At 70.4% G+C, this 19,197-nt stretch carries 20 protein-coding genes; 9 read left to right on the top strand and 11 right to left on the bottom strand.

The window, feature by feature from the left end; genetic code table 11:
* Positions 1–48: 48 nt before the first annotated feature.
* Complete coding sequence (locus AB0M82_RS20830; RefSeq protein WP_364724069.1) at positions 49–774, bottom strand: hypothetical protein; 726 nt, start codon at positions 772–774, stop codon at positions 49–51.
* Between the two features lie 148 nt (positions 775–922).
* Here AB0M82_RS20830 and AB0M82_RS20825 point away from each other — a divergent pair, with 148 nt between their 5' ends.
* The 6 genes from AB0M82_RS20825 (at position 923) to AB0M82_RS20800 (ending at position 5,837) form a co-directional block, all read left to right on the top strand.
* Entirely contained in the window at positions 923–1,207 is a 285-nt protein-coding gene (locus tag AB0M82_RS20825; RefSeq protein ID WP_364724066.1) for an SAV_915 family protein, read from the top strand.
* Positions 1,208–1,313: 106 nt separating this feature from the next.
* Positions 1,314–3,110, top strand: a complete 1,797-nt coding sequence (locus AB0M82_RS20820; protein WP_364724063.1) for an acetyl/propionyl/methylcrotonyl-CoA carboxylase subunit alpha — start codon at positions 1,314–1,316, stop codon at positions 3,108–3,110.
* 58 nt (positions 3,111–3,168) lie between these two features.
* Positions 3,169–3,717, top strand: a complete 549-nt coding sequence (locus tag AB0M82_RS20815; protein ID WP_364724061.1) for a DUF1707 domain-containing protein — start codon at positions 3,169–3,171, stop codon at positions 3,715–3,717.
* A 7-nt stretch (positions 3,718–3,724) separates the two neighbouring features.
* Entirely contained in the window at positions 3,725–4,114 is a 390-nt protein-coding gene (locus AB0M82_RS20810) for a DUF1707 domain-containing protein (protein ID WP_364724060.1), read from the top strand.
* Positions 4,115–4,227: 113 nt separating this feature from the next.
* Positions 4,228–5,247: a hypothetical protein gene (locus AB0M82_RS20805; RefSeq protein WP_364724059.1), complete on the top strand. Its 1,020-nt coding sequence runs from the start codon at positions 4,228–4,230 to the stop codon at positions 5,245–5,247.
* A 59-nt stretch (positions 5,248–5,306) separates the two neighbouring features.
* Positions 5,307–5,837 carry a GNAT family N-acetyltransferase gene (locus tag AB0M82_RS20800; RefSeq protein WP_364724057.1) on the top strand — a complete coding sequence of 177 codons (531 nt, stop codon included), beginning with the start codon at positions 5,307–5,309 and terminating at the stop codon, positions 5,835–5,837.
* Positions 5,838–5,967: 130 nt separating this feature from the next.
* Here the strand turns inward: AB0M82_RS20800 and AB0M82_RS20795 are convergent, their stop codons facing one another.
* Positions 5,968–7,707 (bottom strand): glycerol-3-phosphate dehydrogenase/oxidase, encoded by a 1,740-nt coding sequence (locus AB0M82_RS20795; RefSeq protein WP_364724055.1) that lies wholly within the window; start codon positions 7,705–7,707, stop codon positions 5,968–5,970.
* A 235-nt stretch (positions 7,708–7,942) separates the two neighbouring features.
* Between AB0M82_RS20795 and AB0M82_RS20790 the strand changes: the two genes are divergently transcribed.
* Positions 7,943–8,692, top strand: a complete 750-nt coding sequence (locus AB0M82_RS20790) for an MIP/aquaporin family protein (RefSeq protein WP_364724052.1) — start codon at positions 7,943–7,945, stop codon at positions 8,690–8,692.
* Between the two features lie 31 nt (positions 8,693–8,723).
* Positions 8,724–10,238, top strand: coding sequence for a glycerol kinase GlpK (glpK, locus tag AB0M82_RS20785; RefSeq protein ID WP_364724049.1), 1,515 nt, complete (start codon positions 8,724–8,726; stop codon positions 10,236–10,238).
* Between the two features lie 51 nt (positions 10,239–10,289).
* Here the strand turns inward: glpK and AB0M82_RS20780 are convergent, their stop codons facing one another.
* From AB0M82_RS20780 to AB0M82_RS20760, 5 genes are all read right to left on the bottom strand, one after another.
* Positions 10,290–11,093: a VOC family protein gene (locus AB0M82_RS20780; protein ID WP_364724046.1), complete on the bottom strand. Its 804-nt coding sequence runs from the start codon at positions 11,091–11,093 to the stop codon at positions 10,290–10,292.
* 133 nt (positions 11,094–11,226) lie between these two features.
* Positions 11,227–11,874, bottom strand: coding sequence for a class F sortase (locus AB0M82_RS20775; protein ID WP_364724043.1), 648 nt, complete (start codon positions 11,872–11,874; stop codon positions 11,227–11,229).
* 119 nt (positions 11,875–11,993) lie between these two features.
* Positions 11,994–12,545 carry a hypothetical protein gene (locus AB0M82_RS20770; RefSeq protein WP_364724041.1) on the bottom strand — a complete coding sequence of 184 codons (552 nt, stop codon included), beginning with the start codon at positions 12,543–12,545 and terminating at the stop codon, positions 11,994–11,996.
* Positions 12,546–12,750: 205 nt separating this feature from the next.
* Entirely contained in the window at positions 12,751–13,200 is a 450-nt protein-coding gene (locus AB0M82_RS20765; RefSeq protein WP_364724039.1) for a hypothetical protein, read from the bottom strand.
* Positions 13,201–13,272: 72 nt separating this feature from the next.
* The gene (locus tag AB0M82_RS20760) at positions 13,273–14,673 is read right to left on the bottom strand and encodes an NAD(P)H-quinone dehydrogenase (protein WP_364724036.1); all 1,401 of its coding nucleotides are present in this window, start codon (positions 14,671–14,673) and stop codon (positions 13,273–13,275) included.
* A 126-nt stretch (positions 14,674–14,799) separates the two neighbouring features.
* On the opposite strand from AB0M82_RS20760, the gene AB0M82_RS20755 reads away from it, so the two are divergent.
* A complete protein-coding gene (locus AB0M82_RS20755; RefSeq protein ID WP_364724033.1) occupies positions 14,800–15,252 on the top strand; it encodes a gamma-glutamylcyclotransferase in 453 nt (150 codons plus the stop codon).
* 32 nt (positions 15,253–15,284) lie between these two features.
* Here the strand turns inward: AB0M82_RS20755 and AB0M82_RS20750 are convergent, their stop codons facing one another.
* The 4 genes from AB0M82_RS20750 to meaB form a co-directional block, all read right to left on the bottom strand.
* The gene (locus AB0M82_RS20750) at positions 15,285–16,127 is read right to left on the bottom strand and encodes a DUF559 domain-containing protein (RefSeq protein WP_364724248.1); all 843 of its coding nucleotides are present in this window, start codon (positions 16,125–16,127) and stop codon (positions 15,285–15,287) included.
* Positions 16,128–16,329: 202 nt separating this feature from the next.
* The gene (locus AB0M82_RS20745; protein ID WP_364724030.1) at positions 16,330–17,631 is read right to left on the bottom strand and encodes an amidohydrolase; all 1,302 of its coding nucleotides are present in this window, start codon (positions 17,629–17,631) and stop codon (positions 16,330–16,332) included.
* Between the two features lie 203 nt (positions 17,632–17,834).
* On the bottom strand, positions 17,835–18,140 hold the full coding sequence (locus AB0M82_RS20740; protein WP_364724027.1) for a hypothetical protein: 306 nt from the start codon (positions 18,138–18,140) through the stop codon (positions 17,835–17,837).
* 60 nt (positions 18,141–18,200) lie between these two features.
* Positions 18,201–19,196, bottom strand: a complete 996-nt coding sequence (gene meaB, locus AB0M82_RS20735; RefSeq protein WP_364724025.1) for a methylmalonyl Co-A mutase-associated GTPase MeaB — start codon at positions 19,194–19,196, stop codon at positions 18,201–18,203.
* Position 19,197: the final 1 nt, after the last annotated feature.

Raw genomic sequence — 19,197 nt, 5'->3', positions numbered from 1 at the left:
GAGGCTGGTCCTCCACATCACTTTCACGGCGAAAGCTCCGAGTTCGGTTCAGGAGGTGGGGCAGGCGCGGAGGTCGGCGCGGGTCAGGCGGATGTCCGGCCAGCCGCGGAGGTCCGACGGCGACGTCACCCGCCGCGTGCAGCCCACCGACTTGCCCGCCAGGTCGTACACCTCGCCCAGCACCGGCGCCGCCTCGCACTTGGGGGTGCCGGACGCCGCGCCCTGGCAGTCGTGGCGGACCACGATCACGTCGGGGCGGCCGTCGGCCGTGACGTCGTAGAGCGACAGCGTCCCGGCGTCCGAGTAGTACGGCTTGCCCGCGTCGCGCCACACTCCCCCGCCGGCCACCAGCAGCTCGCCGTACGCGGCCGAGCCGCCGTCGCCGACGTCGCCGCGGACCAGGCACGCCGGGGCCGCGCCGTCGATGCAGCGCAGCGAGTTCTGGTCCAGCCGAACGTCCAGCTGGGCGACCGACAGCTCGAACACCGTCCCCGGCTCGGGCCCGACGCGCAGCTGCGCCGAACCACCCGCCGCGTCGGTGAGCAGCACCACCGGTGTCCCGCCGACGGTCACCGCCGCGAGCCGGCGGCACGGATCGCCACCGCAGGTCACCACGGACGTCACCGGCCCGGCCGCGGGTTCGGCCGTGCCGGACGGCGCCTGCGGGCGCGGCCGCAGCAGGAACACCGCGCCGATCGCGCCGACGGTCACCACCGTGGCCAGCACCGCGGTGAGCAGCGCCGACCGAGGCGTCCGCACCGCCGTAGTCCGCATAAGCCAGAGCGTAAGCCGCTTCGCGACCGTGCGTGGGCGGCGCCCCGTCGCGGTGTGGCTGAAATCCCCCGGGGTGCGACCCCGGGGCTTCGCCCCCGCGACCCCTCCAAAGGAGGCGTCGCAGAGCGTGTCCGTCTATGTTGTCCGGGTGACGAACCCGAACCTTCCCTCCGCCCTGTACCTGCCGACCGGCCCGGTGAACGTCGAAGCCGAAGGCGCGTCGATCGAGCTGCGCCGCACCCCGGACGGCCGCACCGCGCTGGTCGCGTTCACCGCGCTGGACCGGCTGATCGAGTGCTGCGGCGAGCACCAGCCGTGGGTGCTGGTGAACACGGAGCACCTGCCCAAGGTCCATTCGGCGAACCCGTACGACGTGATCGTGCTCGACTCGCCGCTGCCCGAAGAGCTGCGCTACCGCCCGGCGCACATCTGAGCGTGGTTCAGCTCTCACTCCAGAGACTCGCGACGTCATATCCGTAGACTTCCGAGATGCCGCGCAGGCGGTCAGCAATGCAGCTGTCGGACGCAGGAGGTGCGGGGTGGCCGAGCAGGTCGGCGAATCCACGGGTGGTCCGGTGACCAAGATCCTGGTCGCCAACCGGGGCGAAATCGCGGTACGCGTGATCAGAGCCGCCAAGGACGCTGGGCTCACCAGCGTCGCGGTGTATGCCGGCCCGGATCGCGACGCACCCCACGTGCGCCTGGCCGACGAAGCCTTCGCGCTCGGCGGCTCGACGGCCGCCGAGAGCTACCTCAACTTCGACAAGCTGCTCGACGCCGCCAAGCGGTCGGGTGCCGACTCCGTGCACCCGGGCTACGGCTTCCTTTCCGAGAACGCGGACTTCGCCCAGGCCGTCCTCGACGCCGGGCTCACCTGGATCGGGCCGAGCCCGCAGGCCATCCGCGACCTCGGCGACAAGGTCACCGCCCGCCACATCGCCATGCGCGCGGGCGCGCCGCTGGTGCCGGGCACCAAGGAACCGGTCAAGGACGCGAGCGAGATCGTCGCGTTCGCCGACGAGCACGGCCTGCCGGTCGCCATCAAGGCCGCGTTCGGCGGCGGCGGCCGCGGCCTCAAGGTCGCGCGCACCCGCGAAGAGATCCCCGAACTGTTCGAATCGGCCACGCGCGAGGCCGTCGCCGCCTTCGGGCGCGGCGAGTGCTTCGTCGAGCGCTACCTGGACAAGCCGCGGCATGTCGAGGCGCAGGTGCTGGCCGACATGCACGGCACCGCGATCGTCGTCGGCACCCGCGACTGCTCGCTGCAGCGCCGTCACCAGAAGCTCGTCGAAGAGGCGCCCGCGCCGTTCCTGAACGACGAGCAGCGCAAGCGCATCCACGAGTCCGCGAAGGCCATCTGCAAGGAGGCCGGGTACTACGGCGCCGGCACGGTCGAGTACCTCGTGGCCGTCGACGGCACCATCTCCTTCCTCGAGGTCAACACCCGGCTGCAGGTCGAGCACCCGGTTTCCGAAGAGACCACCGGCATCGACCTCGTCCGCGAGATGTTCCGCATCGCGCGCGGCGAGAAGCTGCGGATCACCGAAGACCCCGAGCCGCGCGGCCACTCGATCGAGTTCCGCATCAACGGCGAGGACGCCGGCCGCGGCTTCCTGCCCGCGCCGGGCACGGTGACGAAGTTCGTCGCGCCGAGCGGGCCGGGCGTGCGCGTCGACTCCGGCGTCGAATCGGGCAGCGTGATCGGCGGGCAGTTCGACTCGATGCTGGCGAAGCTGATCGTCACCGGGTCGGACCGGAACAACGCCCTCGAGCGCAGCCGTCGCGCGCTGGACGAGATGGTCGTCGAGGGCATGGCGACGGTGCTGCCGTTCGACCGCGTGATCGTGAACGACCCCGCGTTCGTCGGGGACGAAACCGGCTTCAGCGTGCACACCCGCTGGATCGAGACGGAGTTCGACAACCGGATCGAGCCGTTCGTGGCGCCGGACCTCGAGGCCGCCGACGAGGAACCGCGGCAGAACGTCGTGGTCGAGGTCGGTGGACGACGCCTGGAAGTGTCGCTGCCAGGCGGGTTCGCGCTCGAAGGCGGGGGCGGCGGGGGCGGCACTGCCGTCAAGGCGAAGCCGCGTAAGCGTGCCGGCGGCGGCAAAGCGTCGGTGAGCGGCGACGCCGTCACGGCGCCGATGCAGGGCACCATCGTGAAGGTGGCCGTCGAAGAGGGCCAGACGGTCGAAGCGGGTGAGCTGATCGTCGTCCTCGAGGCGATGAAGATGGAGAACCCGGTGACCGCGCACAAAGCGGGCACCGTCACCGGCCTTTCGGTCGAGGTGGGCGCCGCGGTGACGCAGGGCACGCAGCTTCTCGAGATCAAGTAGGACAGTTCGTTACAGATGTCGTGGTGGGCCGGCCCCGAGTCGGCCTACCATCGACCACGTGACCGAAGTCCCGTCTCCGCAGCTGCGGATCAGCGACCAGAACCGCGAGTCCGCACTGTCCGCGCTCGGTGAGCACATGACCGCGGGGCGGATCGACATCGAAGAGTACGGCGAGCGCTCCGCGCGGATCACCGCGGCCAAGACGCGCGGCGAACTCGTCGAGATCTTCACGGACCTGCCCGCGCCGCACCCCCGGTACGACGACGCTCCCCAGGCCGTCGCGGCTCCCGAGCCCGCGCAGGAGACCGCGCCGGCGCCGCGGCAGCCGGGAACGCCGGAGGGCTGGACCGGCCCGCAGCGGTTCCTCGCCGCGATCGTGCCGCTGGCCTTCATCGCCGCGATCGCGCTGATCGCCACCGGAACGCTGGCTTGGCCGATCATCTTCGTCCCGATCGGGCTGACCGTGTTCGGCAAGTCGATGTGGGGCCACGACTGGGACCACGACCAGCGCCACCGCGACCGCCGGGATCGCCACCTCCATGACCGGGACCGGCGGCGGGAGCTGCGCGACTCCTACCGCGACCGCCGGCGCGAACTGGGCGGCTGATCCCGCCGTGGGCGACATGCGGTTGAGCGACGCCGAACGCCAGGACGCCCTGGACGTCCTCGAAGAGCACGTCCGCAACGGACGGCTCGACATCGACGAGTACAGCACCCGCTCCGCGAAGGTCACTTCGGCGAAGCGGGTCAGCGAGCTCGTCCCGCTGTTCGACGACCTGCCCTCGCCGCGCCCGAGTGCCCTGCTCAACGGGGTTTCGGCGCCCCAGGTCCCGGTGATGGCCGGCGAGAACTCGCTGTCGCGCTGGCTGACCGCGAGCGCGGTGCCGATCGCGATCGTCCTCGCGATCGTGGTGCTCATCCTCTCCCGCGGCAGGCTGCTGATCATTTCGGTGGCGCTGCCCCTGGTGGTCGCGATGCTCGCGGGGGCCCGCCGCCGGCGCTGAGCCGTGACGGCGTGGTTCCCGGACGCCGGCTCGGAAATTGCTCCTTTCGCCGGACAACCCCTGCTCCGCCTGTGACGTGGTGATCGTTGCAGGTCGGGGAAAAGGGAGAATCGATGAAGAGCACATCCTGGGTGCGGTTCGTGGCGCCGGTCGTCGCCGCGCTGTCCGTCGCGGTGCTGGCGCAACCCGCGGAGGCCGCGGCGATCCGCCTCGCGTGGCGTCCGACGATCCTGCCGCTGCCACCCGGCGCGACCGCGGGGACCCTGACCGGATCGGACGGGAAGGGCGAGTACACGGGCACGTTCCGGGTGAACGACGTGACGCAGGTCGTGAGCTGGCGCAACGGGCAGCCGGTGGTGCGCGGCGTGCCGAGCGGGTACGAGCGGGTGGACGCCAACGACGAGAACTCGTCCGGCGTGGTCGTCGGCACCATTCACGACTACCAGACCATGAGCAGCCAGGTGTACACGCTGGAAGCGAACGGGTGGTACCAAATCAAGGACGTCCCTGCGGGCTACGACGTCGTCGACGGCATCGCGATCAACACCCGCGGTGACGTGCTCGGCCTGGCCAGGCGGTTCAGCGGCGGCGTCGGCGCCGCGGTCCTGTGGCGGGCGGGCGGCGGCGAGCCGGTGATCATCCCGGAGGGGCCGGACACGTACTACGCGCGTGACCTCGACGATGACGGCACGATCCTGTTCACCACGGGCAACAGCTCGACGTTGTGGAAGGACGGCGTGATCAAGCGGCTGTCACCGAGCCCGTCCGGATGGGCCGTCGGCTACGCGATCCGCAACGGAGTCGTCGTCGGGAGCCGGTCGTGGGGCAGCGAGCAGGCGGCCCGGTGGTCGTCGGCGAGCACGCCGATCGTCGGCCTGGAAGGCGGCGGGGTCGCGCTGAGCATCAACAAGGCCGGGCTGACGGCCGGGCGGGTGCCGACTCCGTCGGGACCGGAGATCTACGGCAACGCGATCGTGTGGCGCGGCACGACGCCGGGCGAGGTGCGGGGGCCGAGCGGCTACTCGAGGTACAGCGCCACGGTCGTCGCCGACGACGGGACGCTCGCCGGCTTCGCAGGGAACGGCTCGACCGACGCGGGTGGCGTGCCGGTGATCTGGCGCCTGACGCCGTGACCAGGCTTTGACCGCCGGGCCGGGAGCGGCGTGCTCCCGGCCTGGCTAGGCTGGGCGGAGTGGAACCGGTGGAGATCAACGCGGGCACGTACTACCTGCGCCAGCTGCGTGCCGACCGGCACATCGACGACCGCCCGGTGCTGATGGAGGCGTTCGCCGACCCGACGCACCGCAAGTACGTGCTGAACTACCGCCTGCGCACCGTCGACGAGGCAACGGAGTACGTGGCGCTGCGAGCGGCCCAGTGGGCGGGCGACGAGCGCTGCTCATGGGCGATCGCGGAGCCGACGTCAGGCAGGCTGCTGGGCGAGGTCGGCCTCCGCGAACTCGACCTCGACGCGGCCTACGCGGAGGCGACGGTCTGGATCCACCCGGCGGAGCGAGGCAAGGGCATCGCGACAACGGCCCTGAACGCGGCTCTGCGGTTCGGTTTCGGCGGCCTCGGGCTGGCCGAAGTGAGTTACCGGTACGAAGAGAGCAACACGGCGTCGGCGATCGTGGCGCAGCGGTGCGGGTTCACGTTGGTCGGCCCGGAGGCCGACCCCGCCCCGACGGGCGAACGCCTGATCCGCTGGCACCGGACTTCCTGACGACAAACCCCCGCCACTCCCAGGGGGGCGGCCCCGAGGCCAGTCTATCGGTGCCCCTGGACGAAACCCGGTCCGAAGCCGCTTGACGGACCAGGTTTTCCACATCCTCGCCCGGCTGTGGACAACACCTTCAGCTCACCGGCTCCACGAGGCCGGCCCGGGCCTCCGGGGCAGCCGACCTCAGTGCGTCCGCCGCTTCGTCGCTCAGCTGGGACTGGGACTTTCGCTCCGCCTCGACCCGGGCGCGGTAGACCTCGATCTCGTGCTTGACCGTTTCGGGCGACCAGCCGAGGACTTCGCCCACCAGCGTCGCCACCTGCTCGGCGCACTCGACCCCGCGGTGCGCGTACTCGATCGAGATGCGCGTCCGGCGAGCCAGGACGTCGTCCAGGTGCAGCGCCCCTTCGTGCGAAGCCGCGTACACCACTTCGACACCGAGGTAGTCCGGGGCGTGCTCGATCGGCTTCAGCAGCTCCGGCCGGCCGTTCGCGCAGGCCAGGACCTCGTGGACCAGCGAGCCGTAGCGGTCCAGCAGGTGCCGCACGCGGTAGGGGTGCAGGCCGTGCTCGGCGGCCAGGTGGTCGGCCTGGTTGACCAGAGCGTGGTAGCCGTCCGCGCCCAGCAGCGGGACCTTGTCCGTGATCGACGGCTGCGAGCGGCCCGGTAGATCCACCGCCGCCGCGTTGACGGCGTCCGCCGCCATCACCCGGTACGTCGTGTACTTGCCGCCCGCGATCGCGACCAGGCCCGGCGCCACCCGCGCCACCGCGTGCTCGCGCGAAAGCTTCGACGTCTCTTCGCTTTCCCCCGCCAGCAACGGGCGAAGGCCCGCGTACACGCCTTCGATGTCGTCGTGCGTCAGCGGCGTCGCCAGGACGCTGTTGACGTGCTCGAGGAGGTAGTCGATGTCGTGCTTCGTCGCCGCCGGATGGGCCAGGTCCAGGTTCCAGTCGGTGTCGGTGGTCCCGACGATCCAATGGTTGCCCCACGGGATCACGAACAGCACCGACTTCTCCGTGCGCAGGATCATCCCCGACTCCGAGACGATCCGGTCGCGCGGGACGACGATGTGCACGCCCTTGCTCGCCCGCACCCGGAACCGCCCGCGCCCCCCGGAAAGCCGCTGCAGCTCGTCGGTCCACACGCCGGTGCAGTTGATCACCGCGGCCGCCGAGATCTCCGTCTCGCGCCCGTCCTCGACGTCGCGCACGCGCACGCCCGACACCCGGTCCGCCTCGCGCAGGAATCCGACGACCTGCGTCGAAGTCCGCACGACAGCGCCGTAGTGCGCGGCCGTCCGAGCTACCGTCATCGTGTGGCGGGCGTCGTCGGACTGCGCGTCGTAGTAGCGGATCCCGCCGATCAAGGCGGACCGCTTGAGCGCCGGCACCATCCGCAGCGCGCCCGCGCGGGTCAGGTGCTTCTGGCCGGGAACGCTGCGGGCGCCGCCCATCGTGTCGTACATCAGCAGGCCCGCCGCGGTGTACGGCCGCTCCCACACGCGACGCGTCAGCGGGTACAGGAAGCTGACCGGCTTCACCAGGTGCGGCGCGATCGTCGTCAGCATCAGCTCGCGCTCGCGAAGCGCTTCCCGGACCAGGCCGAACTCGAGCTGCTCCAGGTACCGCAGGCCGCCGTGGAACAGTTTGCTCGACCGGCTCGACGTTCCCGAAGCGAGGTCGCGGGCTTCGACGAGCGCGACCCGCAGCCCGCGCGTCGCGGCGTCCAGCGCCGTGCCCGCGCCGACCACGCCACCACCGATGACCACGAGGTCGAAGGTCTCGCTGCCGAGCCGCTGCCAGGTCTGTTCCCGTTTGGCCGGGCCCAGTCGAGCCGGGTTCGTCTCCGTTGCGTGCTGCGCACTGGCCACGTGACACTCCTCCTCGTGCTGGCGAGGCTTCCAGCATCGCACGATCTGGTGACCCTCCGCCCGTCCGCGGATGACACGTGTGGCGTAACCCTCCGCGATCTTGGAAAGATTCGGCTACCCGGTGCTTGGATCGGGCTTCTACGCCCGGGTAACGTCGCCCGGACGTGGGTCGGCAACGGTGCCGTGGCACGCCGTGATCGACCCTGCGCAGAGTGTCCAGTGTGGAGGTGCAGCGGTGAGTGCTGGGGCAATAATCGTCTGGGAACTACTGGGAACGGCAGCGCTGATCCTGCTCGGCAACGGCGTGGTGGCAAACCACGTGCTACGAAGGAACAACGGTCACAACGCAGGCTTCCTGTTCATCAACTTCGGCTGGGCGTTCGCGGTCTTCACCGGCGCCAGCATCGCCGCACCGAGCGGCGCCCACCTCAATCCGGCGGTGACCCTGGGACTCGCCATCGCCGACAAGACCCCGTGGGCCGACGTGCCCTTCTACTTCATCGGCCAGATGGCCGGGGCCATCATCGGCGCCGTGCTCTGCTGGGCCAGCTACAAACTGCAGTTCGACGACCACCCCGAGCCCGAGAACACACTCGGCATCTTCTCGACCGCACCGCAGATCCCGAACGTCGCCTGGAACCTCGTCACGGAGGTCATCGGCACGTTCGTCCTGGTGGTGTGGATTCTGCTCAGCCCGACCTACGCCATGGGTGACGGCGGCACCCCGAACTTCGGCAACTCCGCGCTGGGCTATGCGGGTGTCTCGTTCGTGGTGCTCGTGATCGGCACCTCGCTCGGCGGGCCGACGGGCTACGCCATCAACCCGGCCCGCGACCTCGGCCCGCGGATCGCGTACGCGTTCCTGCTGCCGATCAAGAACAAGGCGAACGCCAACTGGGGCTACTCGTGGATTCCCGTCGTCGGCCCGCTCGCCGGCGGCGCCCTCGCCGCGCTGGTCTACCTCCTAGTCCACAACCTGACCTGATCGCCCAACCGACCGGATTCCTGGAGCACACATGACTTCGTACGTAGCCGCGATCGACCAGGGCACCACGTCGACCCGCTGCATGATCTTCAACCACGAGGGCCGCGTGGTCGCCGTCGACCAGCGCGAACACGAGCAGATCTTCCCCCGCGCCGGCTGGGTCGAGCACAATGCCGAGGAGATCTGGGAAAACACGCGCCAGGTCGCCGCGGGCGCGCTGGCCAAGGCCGACCTGCACGCCAACGACATCGTCGCCGTCGGCATCACCAACCAGCGCGAAACCGCGCTCGTCTGGGACAAGACGACCGGCAAGCCGGTCTACAACGCGATCGTCTGGCAGGACACCCGCACCGACAGGATCGTCACCGAACTCGGCAACCTCGGCGGTGGCCAGGAGCGCTACCGCGACAAAGTCGGTCTTCCGCTCGCGACCTACTTCTCCGGGCCCAAGATCAAGTGGATCCTGGACAACGTCGAGGGCGCGCGCGAGAAGGCCGAGGCCGGTGACCTGGTCTTCGGCAACATGGACACCTGGGTGCTCTGGAACATGACCGGCGGGGCCGACGGCGGCGTGCACGTCACCGACCCGACCAACGCCTCCCGCACCATGCTGATGGACCTCGACACGCTGCAGTGGGACCCCGAGATCGCCGCCGAAATGACGATCCCGCTGTCCATGCTGCCGGAGATCCGCTCCTCGTCCGAGGAGTACGGCAAGGTCCGCGAGAAGGGCGCGCTGGCCGGCGTGCCGATCGCGGGCATCCTGGGCGACCAGCAGGCCGCGACGTTCGGCCAGGCCTGCCTTTCGCCCGGCGAGGCCAAGAACACCTACGGCACCGGCAACTTCATGCTGCTGAACACCGGCACCGAGAAGGTGATGTCGCAGAACGGGCTGCTCACCACGGTCTGCTACAAGATCGGCTCGAACGACACGGTCTACGCGCTGGAAGGCTCCATCGCCGTCACCGGTTCGCTGGTGCAGTGGCTGCGCGACAACCTCGGCATGATCACGACCGCGGCCGAGATCGAAGACCACGCGCGCACCGTCGAGGACAACGGCGGCGCGTACTTCGTCCCGGCGTTCTCGGGTCTGTTCGCTCCTTACTGGCGGTCCGACGCTCGCGGCGCGATCGTCGGGCTCACCCGGTTCGTCAACAAGGGCCACCTCGCCCGCGCGGTGCTGGAGGCGACCGCCTTCCAGTCGCGCGAGGTCATCGACGCGATGAACGCCGACTCCGGAGTCCCGCTGAAGTCGCTCAAGGTGGACGGCGGCATGGTCGTCAACGAACTGCTCATGCAGTTCCAGGCCGACATCCTCGGTGTGCCGGTGATCCGGCCGGTGGTCAACGAGACCACCGCGCTGGGTGCCGCGTACGCCGCCGGACTCGCCGTCGGGTTCTGGAAGTCCGAGGACGACATCCGCACCAACTGGGCCCAGGATAAGCAGTGGGACCCGGCCATGGACGAGTCCCGCCGCGCGAGCGAGTACCGCAACTGGAAGAAGGCCGTCACCAAGACCTTCGACTGGGTTTCCGAAGAGGACTGATCGGCGAGGGCCGGGGGTGCCGTGTCACGCATCTCCGGCCCGTCCGCCGGATCAGTCGTCCCAGCCCTCCGGCTTGCCGGACTGCTCGTTGGGGGCGATGACCAGGAACGTCACCCCCTGGTCGTCCGCGACCCGCACCTGCCGCCCGTACGGTGAGTCGAACGGCTCGCCCAGCGCCTGGCCGCCGAGTTCGACCGCCTTGGCCGCGGCGGCGTCGGCGTCCGCCACCCAGAAGTACGAGGCCCAGTTCGACGGCACCTCCGCCGGCACCGACGCGGGCATCCCGCCGAGCCCGCCGATCGGGCGGCCGTCGAGCAGCAGCACCGCGTACGTGAAGTCGTCGTTCGACAGGTCCTGGAAGCCGTAGCCGAAGACCTGCTCGTAGAACGGCTTCGCCGCCGGGTAGTCCCGGCTCATGCACTCGTTCCAGGCCAGCGTGCCCGGCGCCGCCGTGACCTGCGTGCCGATGTGGTTGCCGGCCTCCCAGAGACCGAAGACGGCGCCTCCCGGGTCGGCCGCGACGGCCATCCGGCCTTCCTTCATCACCTCCATCGCCGGCATGACGATGTGCCCGCCGGCCTCGGTGATCGCCACCGCCGTTTTGTCCACATCGGACACCGAGAGGTACGTCGTCCACACCGCGGGCATTTCCTGCCCCGGTGGGGTCTGGCCGATCCCGGCGACCGGGCGGTCGCGCAGCATCGCCATGCCGTAGAAGCCGGTCTCCGCACCGCCCGTCCGCACGTCCCAGCCGAACAGGCCGCTGTAGAAGGCCACCGCCTTCGCCTGGTCGGGCACCATCAGGTCCACCCAGCTGGGCGTGCCGTCAGGCCACCGCTCGTCCCGGAACAACATTTCGACTCCCAACCCTCGTTCGCGCCGCCTCGAGTGACGGCCGACACAGTGTCGCACCGGGCACCGACAAAAACAGGGCCGAAGGACCCCCCACCACGGAGCCGGGCCGGCCGGGGACGGTCGGTGAACGGTGTCAGCCCTGGACCAGGCGGGCGTAGACGACGATGTTGTCGACGTAGTTGTGCGCGCTCCGGTCGAAGACGCCGCCGCACGTGATCAGCCGCAGCTCGGGACCGGGTGTGTCGTCGTAGACGCCTTCGCCCTCGAAGTCCTTCTTGGGCACCTGGTGCACCTTCGTCACCTCGAACGACGCCGTGGTGCCGTCCTTGCGGGCGATCGAGACGCGGTCGCCGGCGGCCAGCTCCTTGAGGCGGAAGAAGATGCCCTTCTGGTGGTTGCCGTCGACGTGTCCGAGGACGACGGACGGGCCGACCTCGCCCGGCGTCGGCGCGTAGGTGTACCAGCCCGCCTGCAGCGGCGTGGTCACCGGCGGCACCTGGATGGTGTTGTCCGGGTTGAGCCCGAGCGGGACCAGCGACGAGTGCGCGCCGATCTTCGGGATGTCGATCGAGACCGGCTCGGACTTCGGCAGCGCCGCCTCGGCGTTCTGGCCTTCGGCCCGGGGTTCCGGGTCCACCGCGACCGGCTGGGCGGGCGGCGGTTGCGCGGTCGGCGGCGTGGGCCCGCCACCGAGCGTCAGTGCCAGCACCACCAGCGCCGCCGGCAGTGCCACGACGAGGGCGATCAGGTAGCCCCGTCTGCTCGTGATCCTCGTGGTCATCGTCTCCCCCCGTGACTGGCGCCTGGCGTTCACACGGCCGGGTGGTCCGTTCGGTTGGGTCCCGACGGTACCTCCGCGGGCGGACCACTCCGGGCCCCGTTCCGGAGTGGCCCACCGGATCAGCGGCGACGGGCCCGCCGGGCCAGCACGAGACCGCTGCCGCCGACCGCGAGCACGCCCATGGCGGCCGCGGCCGCGAGCGGGGTGCCGGAGCCGTCGCCCGGGCCGTCGGCGCCGCCGGTCTGCGGCGCGCCCGAGGGCACCTTGCCCACCTGCTTCGTGGCCGGGAGGACCTCGAACGACGCGGTCGAGGTCTCCGGGCCGCAGTGCAGCGTGACGGCGTACCGGCCGGGCTTCACGTTCTTGACGGTGCCGAAGGCGAAGCCGGGCTTGTCGACGGTGAGCGCGGCCGACCGCACGTCGACCTTCTCGTACGGACGGGTCGAGCAGCCGAAGTCGAAGTTCACCCGCGCCCCCGGCAGGGCCTTGCTCGGCGACAGGGACAGCAGCTTGCTGATCCGGCTCATCGGGCCTTGCGGGAAGTCGTCCCCCGGGGTGGCGGACGTGACCGGCGCCGTCGGCGTGGTCGTGGGCGTGGCCGCCGGCGCGGCCCCGGGCGCGAGGACGAGGAAAGCCGCGGCGACACCGGTGGCGGCAATAGCGTTCTTCATTCTTTCTCCCCTGTGGAATGGAATCGAACGGCGCCGTCGACAGTTCCCCCTGCTCCGGCTTCATCCGCTCAGCTACACATTCAGAGACGTCTCCACCTGCGGTTGGTTGCGCTCGAAGGTCACGAATCAGTCGCGAAACTCTGTTGGGAATTCACGAAAAAGCCGCCTCGGAGCAGTGCTCCGAGGCGGCTTTCGAATTCCGGAATCAGCCGGCCATACTGCCGTCGCCGGCTTTCGCGGCGCCGGACGGCACCTTCGCGACCTGGGCCGCGGGCACCGTGAACTGCGTGCTGTAGGTCTGGCCGCCGCAGGTCACGGTCAGCGGGTAGCTCCCCGCCGCGGTGCCGGGCTTGAGTTCGACGTCGGCGCTGATGTTCGCGTCGACGCCCATGAACGGGCCCGGGGTGTAGTTCGAGAAGGTCAGCACCGGCGAGGAGAACGCCGGCGAAGCGCCTTCGCACTTCGCCAGCGCGACGTTCGGCGCGTCGCGGACGTACTTGTCCACGAGCGTCTGGTTGACCGCGGTGTTGACGTTCAGCTGGACCCTGCCGGTGCTCGGCGCCGGGGCCGGGCCGGTGCTCTGCGCCATCGCCGGACCGGCCAGCGTCGTCGCCCCGATCACCGCTGCCGCAAGGAAAACCACCGCTTTGCGCACCTTCGCACCCTTCACGTTCTTCAGGCTTACAACCGACAGGACGCGACGGGTGCGCCGGGGTTGCGTGCCGGATCAGTCGAGATCGTCGTGGCGCATGAGCTGGCGTCCGGCCTCGGTGATCGAGCCCGACAGCGACGGGTACACCGAAAATGTCAGTGCCAGGTGGTCCACTGTGAGCTGGTTCTGGACGGCGAGCGCGATGGGAAGGATGAGCTCGCTCGCCTGCGGCGCCACGACGACACCACCGACGACCACGCCGGTGGCGGGGCGGCAGAACAGCTTCACGAAGCCTCGGCGGAGGCCCTCCATCTTCGCGCGCGCGTTGGTGGCCAGGGGCAGCATGATGGTGCGCGCGGGCACCTCGCCGGAGTCGATCGCCTGCTGGCTGATGCCGACGGTGGCGATCTCCGGGTGGGTGAACACGTTGGCGGCGACGGTCTTGAGCTTGATCGGCGCGACACCCTCGCCCAGCGCGTGCCACATCGCGATGCGGCCCTGCATGCTCGCCACCGAGGCCAGCATGAGCACGCCGGTGCAGTCGCCGGCGGCGTAGATCCCGGGAACGGAGGTGCGCGAAACGCGGTCGACGGTGATGAACCCGCCGGGGCCGGGCGAGATGCCGACACGGTCGAGGCCGATGTCGGTGGTGTTCGGGACCGACCCGACGGTCATCAGCGCGTGGCTGGCTTCGATCACGCGGCCGTCGGCGAGGAAGATCTCGACGCCCTTTTCGGTGCGCTCGACGCGGTCGGCGCGTGCCTGCTTCGCCACGGTCGTGCCGCGCTGCGAGAAGACCTCCTCGAGCACCGCGGCGGCGTCGGCGTCCTCGTGTGGCAGCACGCGGTCGCGGCTGGAGACGACGGTGACCTTGACGCCCATCTCGGTGTAGGCGGACGCGAACTCGGCGCCGGTGACACCCGAGCCGATCACGGCGAGGTGCTCGGGCAGTTCCTGGAGCTCGTAGAGCTGGCGCCAGTCGAGGATGCGCTCGCCGTCCGGCACCGCGCCGGGCAGCACGCGCGGGGTGGCGCCGGTGGCGATCAGGACGACGTCGGCGGGCAGCTTCTCGGTGCCGTCCTGCGTCGTCACGGCGACCTTGTGGGTCGCGAGGCCGGTCTCGTCGTCGCAGAAGCGCGCCTCGCCGGCGAGGACGCGGACGCCTTCGCGCTGCACGCGGGCGCGGATGTCGGCGGACTGGGCGAGCGCGAGGCCCCGCACCCGGCCGTGGACGGTCGGAAGGTCGACGCGCGTGTCGGCCATGTCTGTGTTGATGCCGAGCTCGCCGAGGTCGTGCATCTTCGCGAGCGCGCCCGAGCTCGCGATGAACGTCTTCGACGGGACGCAGTCGTAGAGCACGCAGGCACCGCCCAGGCCGTCCCGCTCGACGATCGTGACATCGGCCCCGTGCTGGGCTGCGACCAGCGCGGCTTCGTAGCCGGCCGGGCCCCCGCCCATGATCACGATCCTGGTCACCTGGGTCCTCCTCTGGCAGTCCGTGCGGTGCTCTCACCGTACGCGGCGAAGATGTCCGGACACTGAAGTGGGCGAACACGGCGAGTGCGTCCACTGGGGTGAGCCAGGTGTCGCTACGCTGTCGGCGTGCCGTTGTATGCCGCGTACGGATCGAACATGGAGCCCGCCCAGATGCTGGAGCGCGCGCCGCACTCTCCGATGGCCGGCACCGGCTGGCTGGAGGGATGGCGCCTGACCTTCGGCGGCGAAGACCTCGGCTGGGAAGGTGCCCTGGCCACGATCGTCGAGGACCCCGGATCCCGGGTGTTCGTCGTCCTCTACGACGTGACCCCGCTGGACGAGGACGGGCTGGACCGCTGGGAAGGCGGTGAGCTGGGGATCCACTCGAAGATCCGGCTACGGGTCCAGACGATGGACGGCTCGGTGCTGGCCTGGCTGTACGTCCTGGACGCCTACGAAGGCGGCCTGCCATCAGCCCGCTACCTGGGAGTCCTGGCCGACGCCGCGGAGGCGGCAGGCGCCCCAGCCGACTACGTCGACGCCCTGAGAACCCGCCCCTGCACCGGCATCACCGGCTGATGCCCCCGCAGGCACGCGTGATGCCCCTCCAATCACGCGTGATGCCCCAAACGTAACTTGAAAGCGTCCCGCAGCTCGGCGAGGACGCGGCTGGGCTCCCGCAGGTCTACCGCCGTCGCGCGGATGGTGATCCACCCTCTCCCTGCCATCCGTTCGTCGCGCTCAGCATCACGCTCATGCCGCTCCTCGTGTGCGGCGAACCCGTCGTATTCCAGCGCGATCCGTAGCTCGGGCCAAGCGAGGTCGAGGACGTAGAGCAGGCGGCCGTCGACGGTCGGGATCTCGTACTGCACGTCCGGCACCGGGAACCCTGCCTGGACCACGATCAGTCGGAGGATGCTCTCCGGCGGGGATTCGGCCTTTCCGGTCGCGAGCGCCAGCAGCATCTGCGCCCTGTGGATACCTCGCCGGTCCCGTCGGTCGACGAGGCGGTCCCGGACGTTCTCCCGCAGGGTCCGGCAGTGGTCCGGCGGAAGCCCGGTCATCGCCTGATCAACCGCTGCGAAGGCGGTCCGTTCATCGCCGGCGCACAGGTAGTCGGCAAGGGCGAGATCGAGCGAGAACGCCGGGAGACCTTTGAGTTCGATCACGTCGGATGGCTCGTATTCAGCCCGGTGTACGACCAGGCCAGGCTTCGACCGGGCGCGCTTCGCAGGGGGTACGGACAGGTGGATCACCGCGTCCGCGACCACCGATATCCCGTGCAGCGCAAGGGAAGTCGCGCCCGACAACGCCGCCGGTGGGCCGACGTGGATCAGCGCAGCTTGGGCGAGCGTTGGCAGGTTAAGCGAATCGGCGGCATGGATGAGCACACCACGCCAAGGCTGCGCGAGCACCCCCGTCGCCAACCCCTCGAGCACCGCCCGGCGACCCAAGATCCGGTCCGCCTCGGCCCGTGAAACCGCTCCATGTCGTCCTCCCCAATTGATCACATAATCGAGAATCGGCCCTTCCCTCGACGAAGGGAAGAGCCCATCTCGTGATCTGTGGATAACTCGCTAGAGCTGTGGATAACTCTGTGCGGGAAGAGGCATCACACGTGACTGCAGGGGCATCACGCGTGATTGGAGGGGCATCTCAGGCGAGGGCGGTTAGGGCTGTGTGGACCAGGGTTCGGACTCCGCACAACAGGGCACGCTCGTCGAGGACGAAGGTGGGGCGGTGGATGTCGGACTGGGGGGCCGCGGCGCCCGACCACACGCCCAACCGGGCGAACGCTCCCTGGATGTGCTCCAGGTACCAGCCGAAGTCCTCGCCGCCGGATGACTGCTCCGTGCCGGCCAGCGCGCGCTCGCCGAGGGCCGCTTCCACGCCCGCGCGCATCAGGGTCGTCGACTCGGCGTCCGAGACCACCGGCGGGACTCCGCGGCGGTAGTCCAGCGAGAAGCCGACGCCCGTCGGGGCCAGCAGGGACTCCACCGACGACGCCACCAGCGGCTCCAGCGCCGTCCAGACCTCGTGGTCGGCCGTGCGCAGGGTGCCCCGCAGGACGCCGTCCTGGGGGACGGCGTTGGCCGCCTGGCCCGCGTGGACCGCGCCCCACACCAGCACCGTTCCCGACCGCGGGTCGACGCGGCGCGAGAGCAGGGCCGGCAAACCCGTGATCACCGTGCCCAGCGCGTGCACCAGGTCGGCCGTCAGGTGCGGCCGGGACGTGTGGCCGCCGGGCGAGGTGAGGCGCAGCTCGATCAGGTCCGCCGCGGACGTCAGCGCGCCCACGCGCAGCCCCACGGACCCCACCTCGAGGCGGGGGTCCACGTGGAGGCCGTAGATCCGCTCGACGCCGTCGAGCACGCCCGCCGCGATCATGTCCAGCGCGCCGCCGGGCATGACCTCCTCGGCGGGCTGGAAGATCAGCCGCACGCGACCGGGCAGCTCCGGCGCGCCCGCGAGTGCGCGGGCCGCGCCGAGCAGGATCGCCGTGTGGGCGTCGTGGCCGCACATGTGCGCCGCGCCCTCGACGGTCGACGCGTACGGCAGCCCGGTCGCCTCCGTGAGCGGCAGCGCGTCCATGTCCGCGCGCAGCGCAACACACCGCTCGCCGCTGCCGATGTCGCAGACGACGCCGGTGCCGCCGGGCAGCACCGACGGCTTGAGCCCGACGGAGCGCAGCAGCGTGACGACCAGTTCCGTGGTCGCGAACTCGTGCCGCGACAGCTCCGGGTGGGCGTGGATGTGCCGGCGCCAGGCGATCACGTCGGTCGCGTTGGCGCGCAGCCAGTCGTCCAGCCAGAACGGGCCGCGGCCCGCGCCAAGATCCTCCACGGGAGCCATGCTTACGCCGACCTCGGAAATCAGCGCCTCGGACGCCTCCATGGGGTTGATGATGCGCCCTTGGGGGTCGCCTGGAACGTCCGGCCGTGAGTCGAGCACCGTCACGCCGCACCTCCTCCCGCAACACGAGCAACCCGCGCAGCTGGGGTCACGCAACGTGCCGATCGATCTGTCGTTCGCATTTGCAGACGATCGTGCACTATGCAGCCGGCAAGGCGCGCCTTGAAAACGGCCGCCCTAGACGGCCGGTACCGGATCTGCGTTGAACGGTGTGCAGGAGTTCGGCAAAGCCGAACGCCGAGGGTGACTCAGGAGCTCTTGGCTTTCTTCGCGCGGATCCGCCTGCCCCAGATCACGATGGCCAGCAGGACCGCCGCGACCAGGCCCGCGATCAGCTTGTTCTTGGTCTTTTCGGTGTTCGCCTTGTCGGTCTGGGCCGGGTCGAGCACCGGGCCCGGGTTGGCCGTGGTCTGCGCGGGGACGAGCGCCGCCCCGGCGTGCGCCACGGTCACCGAAACGGCCGCCGGACGCATCGGCTCGGCCAGCGCCGGCGACGCGGTGAACAGCACCGCGCCGAGTACCCCGACCAGGACCAGACCCCGCAGTTTCGCCATGTCATCCCTTCGCTGCGACCGGCGCGCTACCCGGCATTCTGCCCGCGGAACGCCCGGCCGTCAGCCACCACGCGGTGGACCGAACGCGTCGAGGATCCGCTGTGCACCGAGGGTAGCCGTCAGCTCACCGTCCCGCACCGCCCGTTCGACGTCGGGAACGACCGTTCGCACGTCCGGATGCGCCGCCAGCCGACTCAGCAGCTGTTCGCGAACCATCGCCCAGGTCCAGTCCACTTGCTGCCGACGGCGCCGGGCGTCGAGTTCGCCGGACGCCGTGAGCGTGTCGCGGTGCTTCTCGATCGCGCCCCAGACCTCGTCGAGGCGCAGGTTGTGCAGACCACTGCAGGTCAGCACCGGTGGCGTCCACGACGCTTCGGGCCCGTAGATCATCCGCAGCGCGCCGGCCAGCTCCCGCGCCGCCCGCCGGGCATCGCGCTCGTGGTCACCGTCGGCCTTGTTGACGGCGATGACGTCGGCGAGTTCCAGCACGCCCTTCTTGATGCCCTGGAGCTGGTCGCCGGTCCGGGCCAGCGTCAGGAACAGGAAGCAGTCGACCATGTTCGCCACGGTCACCTCGGACTGCCCGACGCCGACCGTCTCGACCAGCACGATGTCGTAGCCGGCGGCCTCCATCAGGACGATCGTCTCGCGGGTCGCCCGCGCGACGCCGCCCAAGGTCCCGGACGTTGGGGAGGGCCGGATGAAGGCCTGCGGATCCACCGCCAGCCGCGCCATCCGGGTCTTGTCGCCGAGGATCGACCCGCCGGTCCGCGTCGACGACGGGTCGACGGCCAAGACGGCGACGCGGTGCCCGGCGGCGGTCAGGTCGGTCCCCAGCTGGTCGATGAATGTCGACTTGCCGACACCGGGGACGCCGGTGATGCCGACGCGCCGCGCGCCACCCGAAGAAGGCAGCAGCTCGACGAGCAGTTCCTGCGCCTGCGCCCGGTGGTCTTCACGCTGCGACTCGACCAGCGTGATCGCCTTCGACAGCGTCCCGCGGTCGCCCGCGAGCACCCCCTTGGCGTAGGCGGTGACGTCGATCTTGCGCGGCAAG

The sequence above is a fragment of the Amycolatopsis sp. NPDC051128 genome, assembly GCF_040682715.1.
Classification (GTDB): Bacteria; Actinomycetota; Actinomycetes; order Mycobacteriales; family Pseudonocardiaceae; genus Amycolatopsis.
The sequence above is the reverse complement of the archived record's forward strand: the minus strand, read 5'-3'. Positions and strand labels throughout refer to the sequence as shown.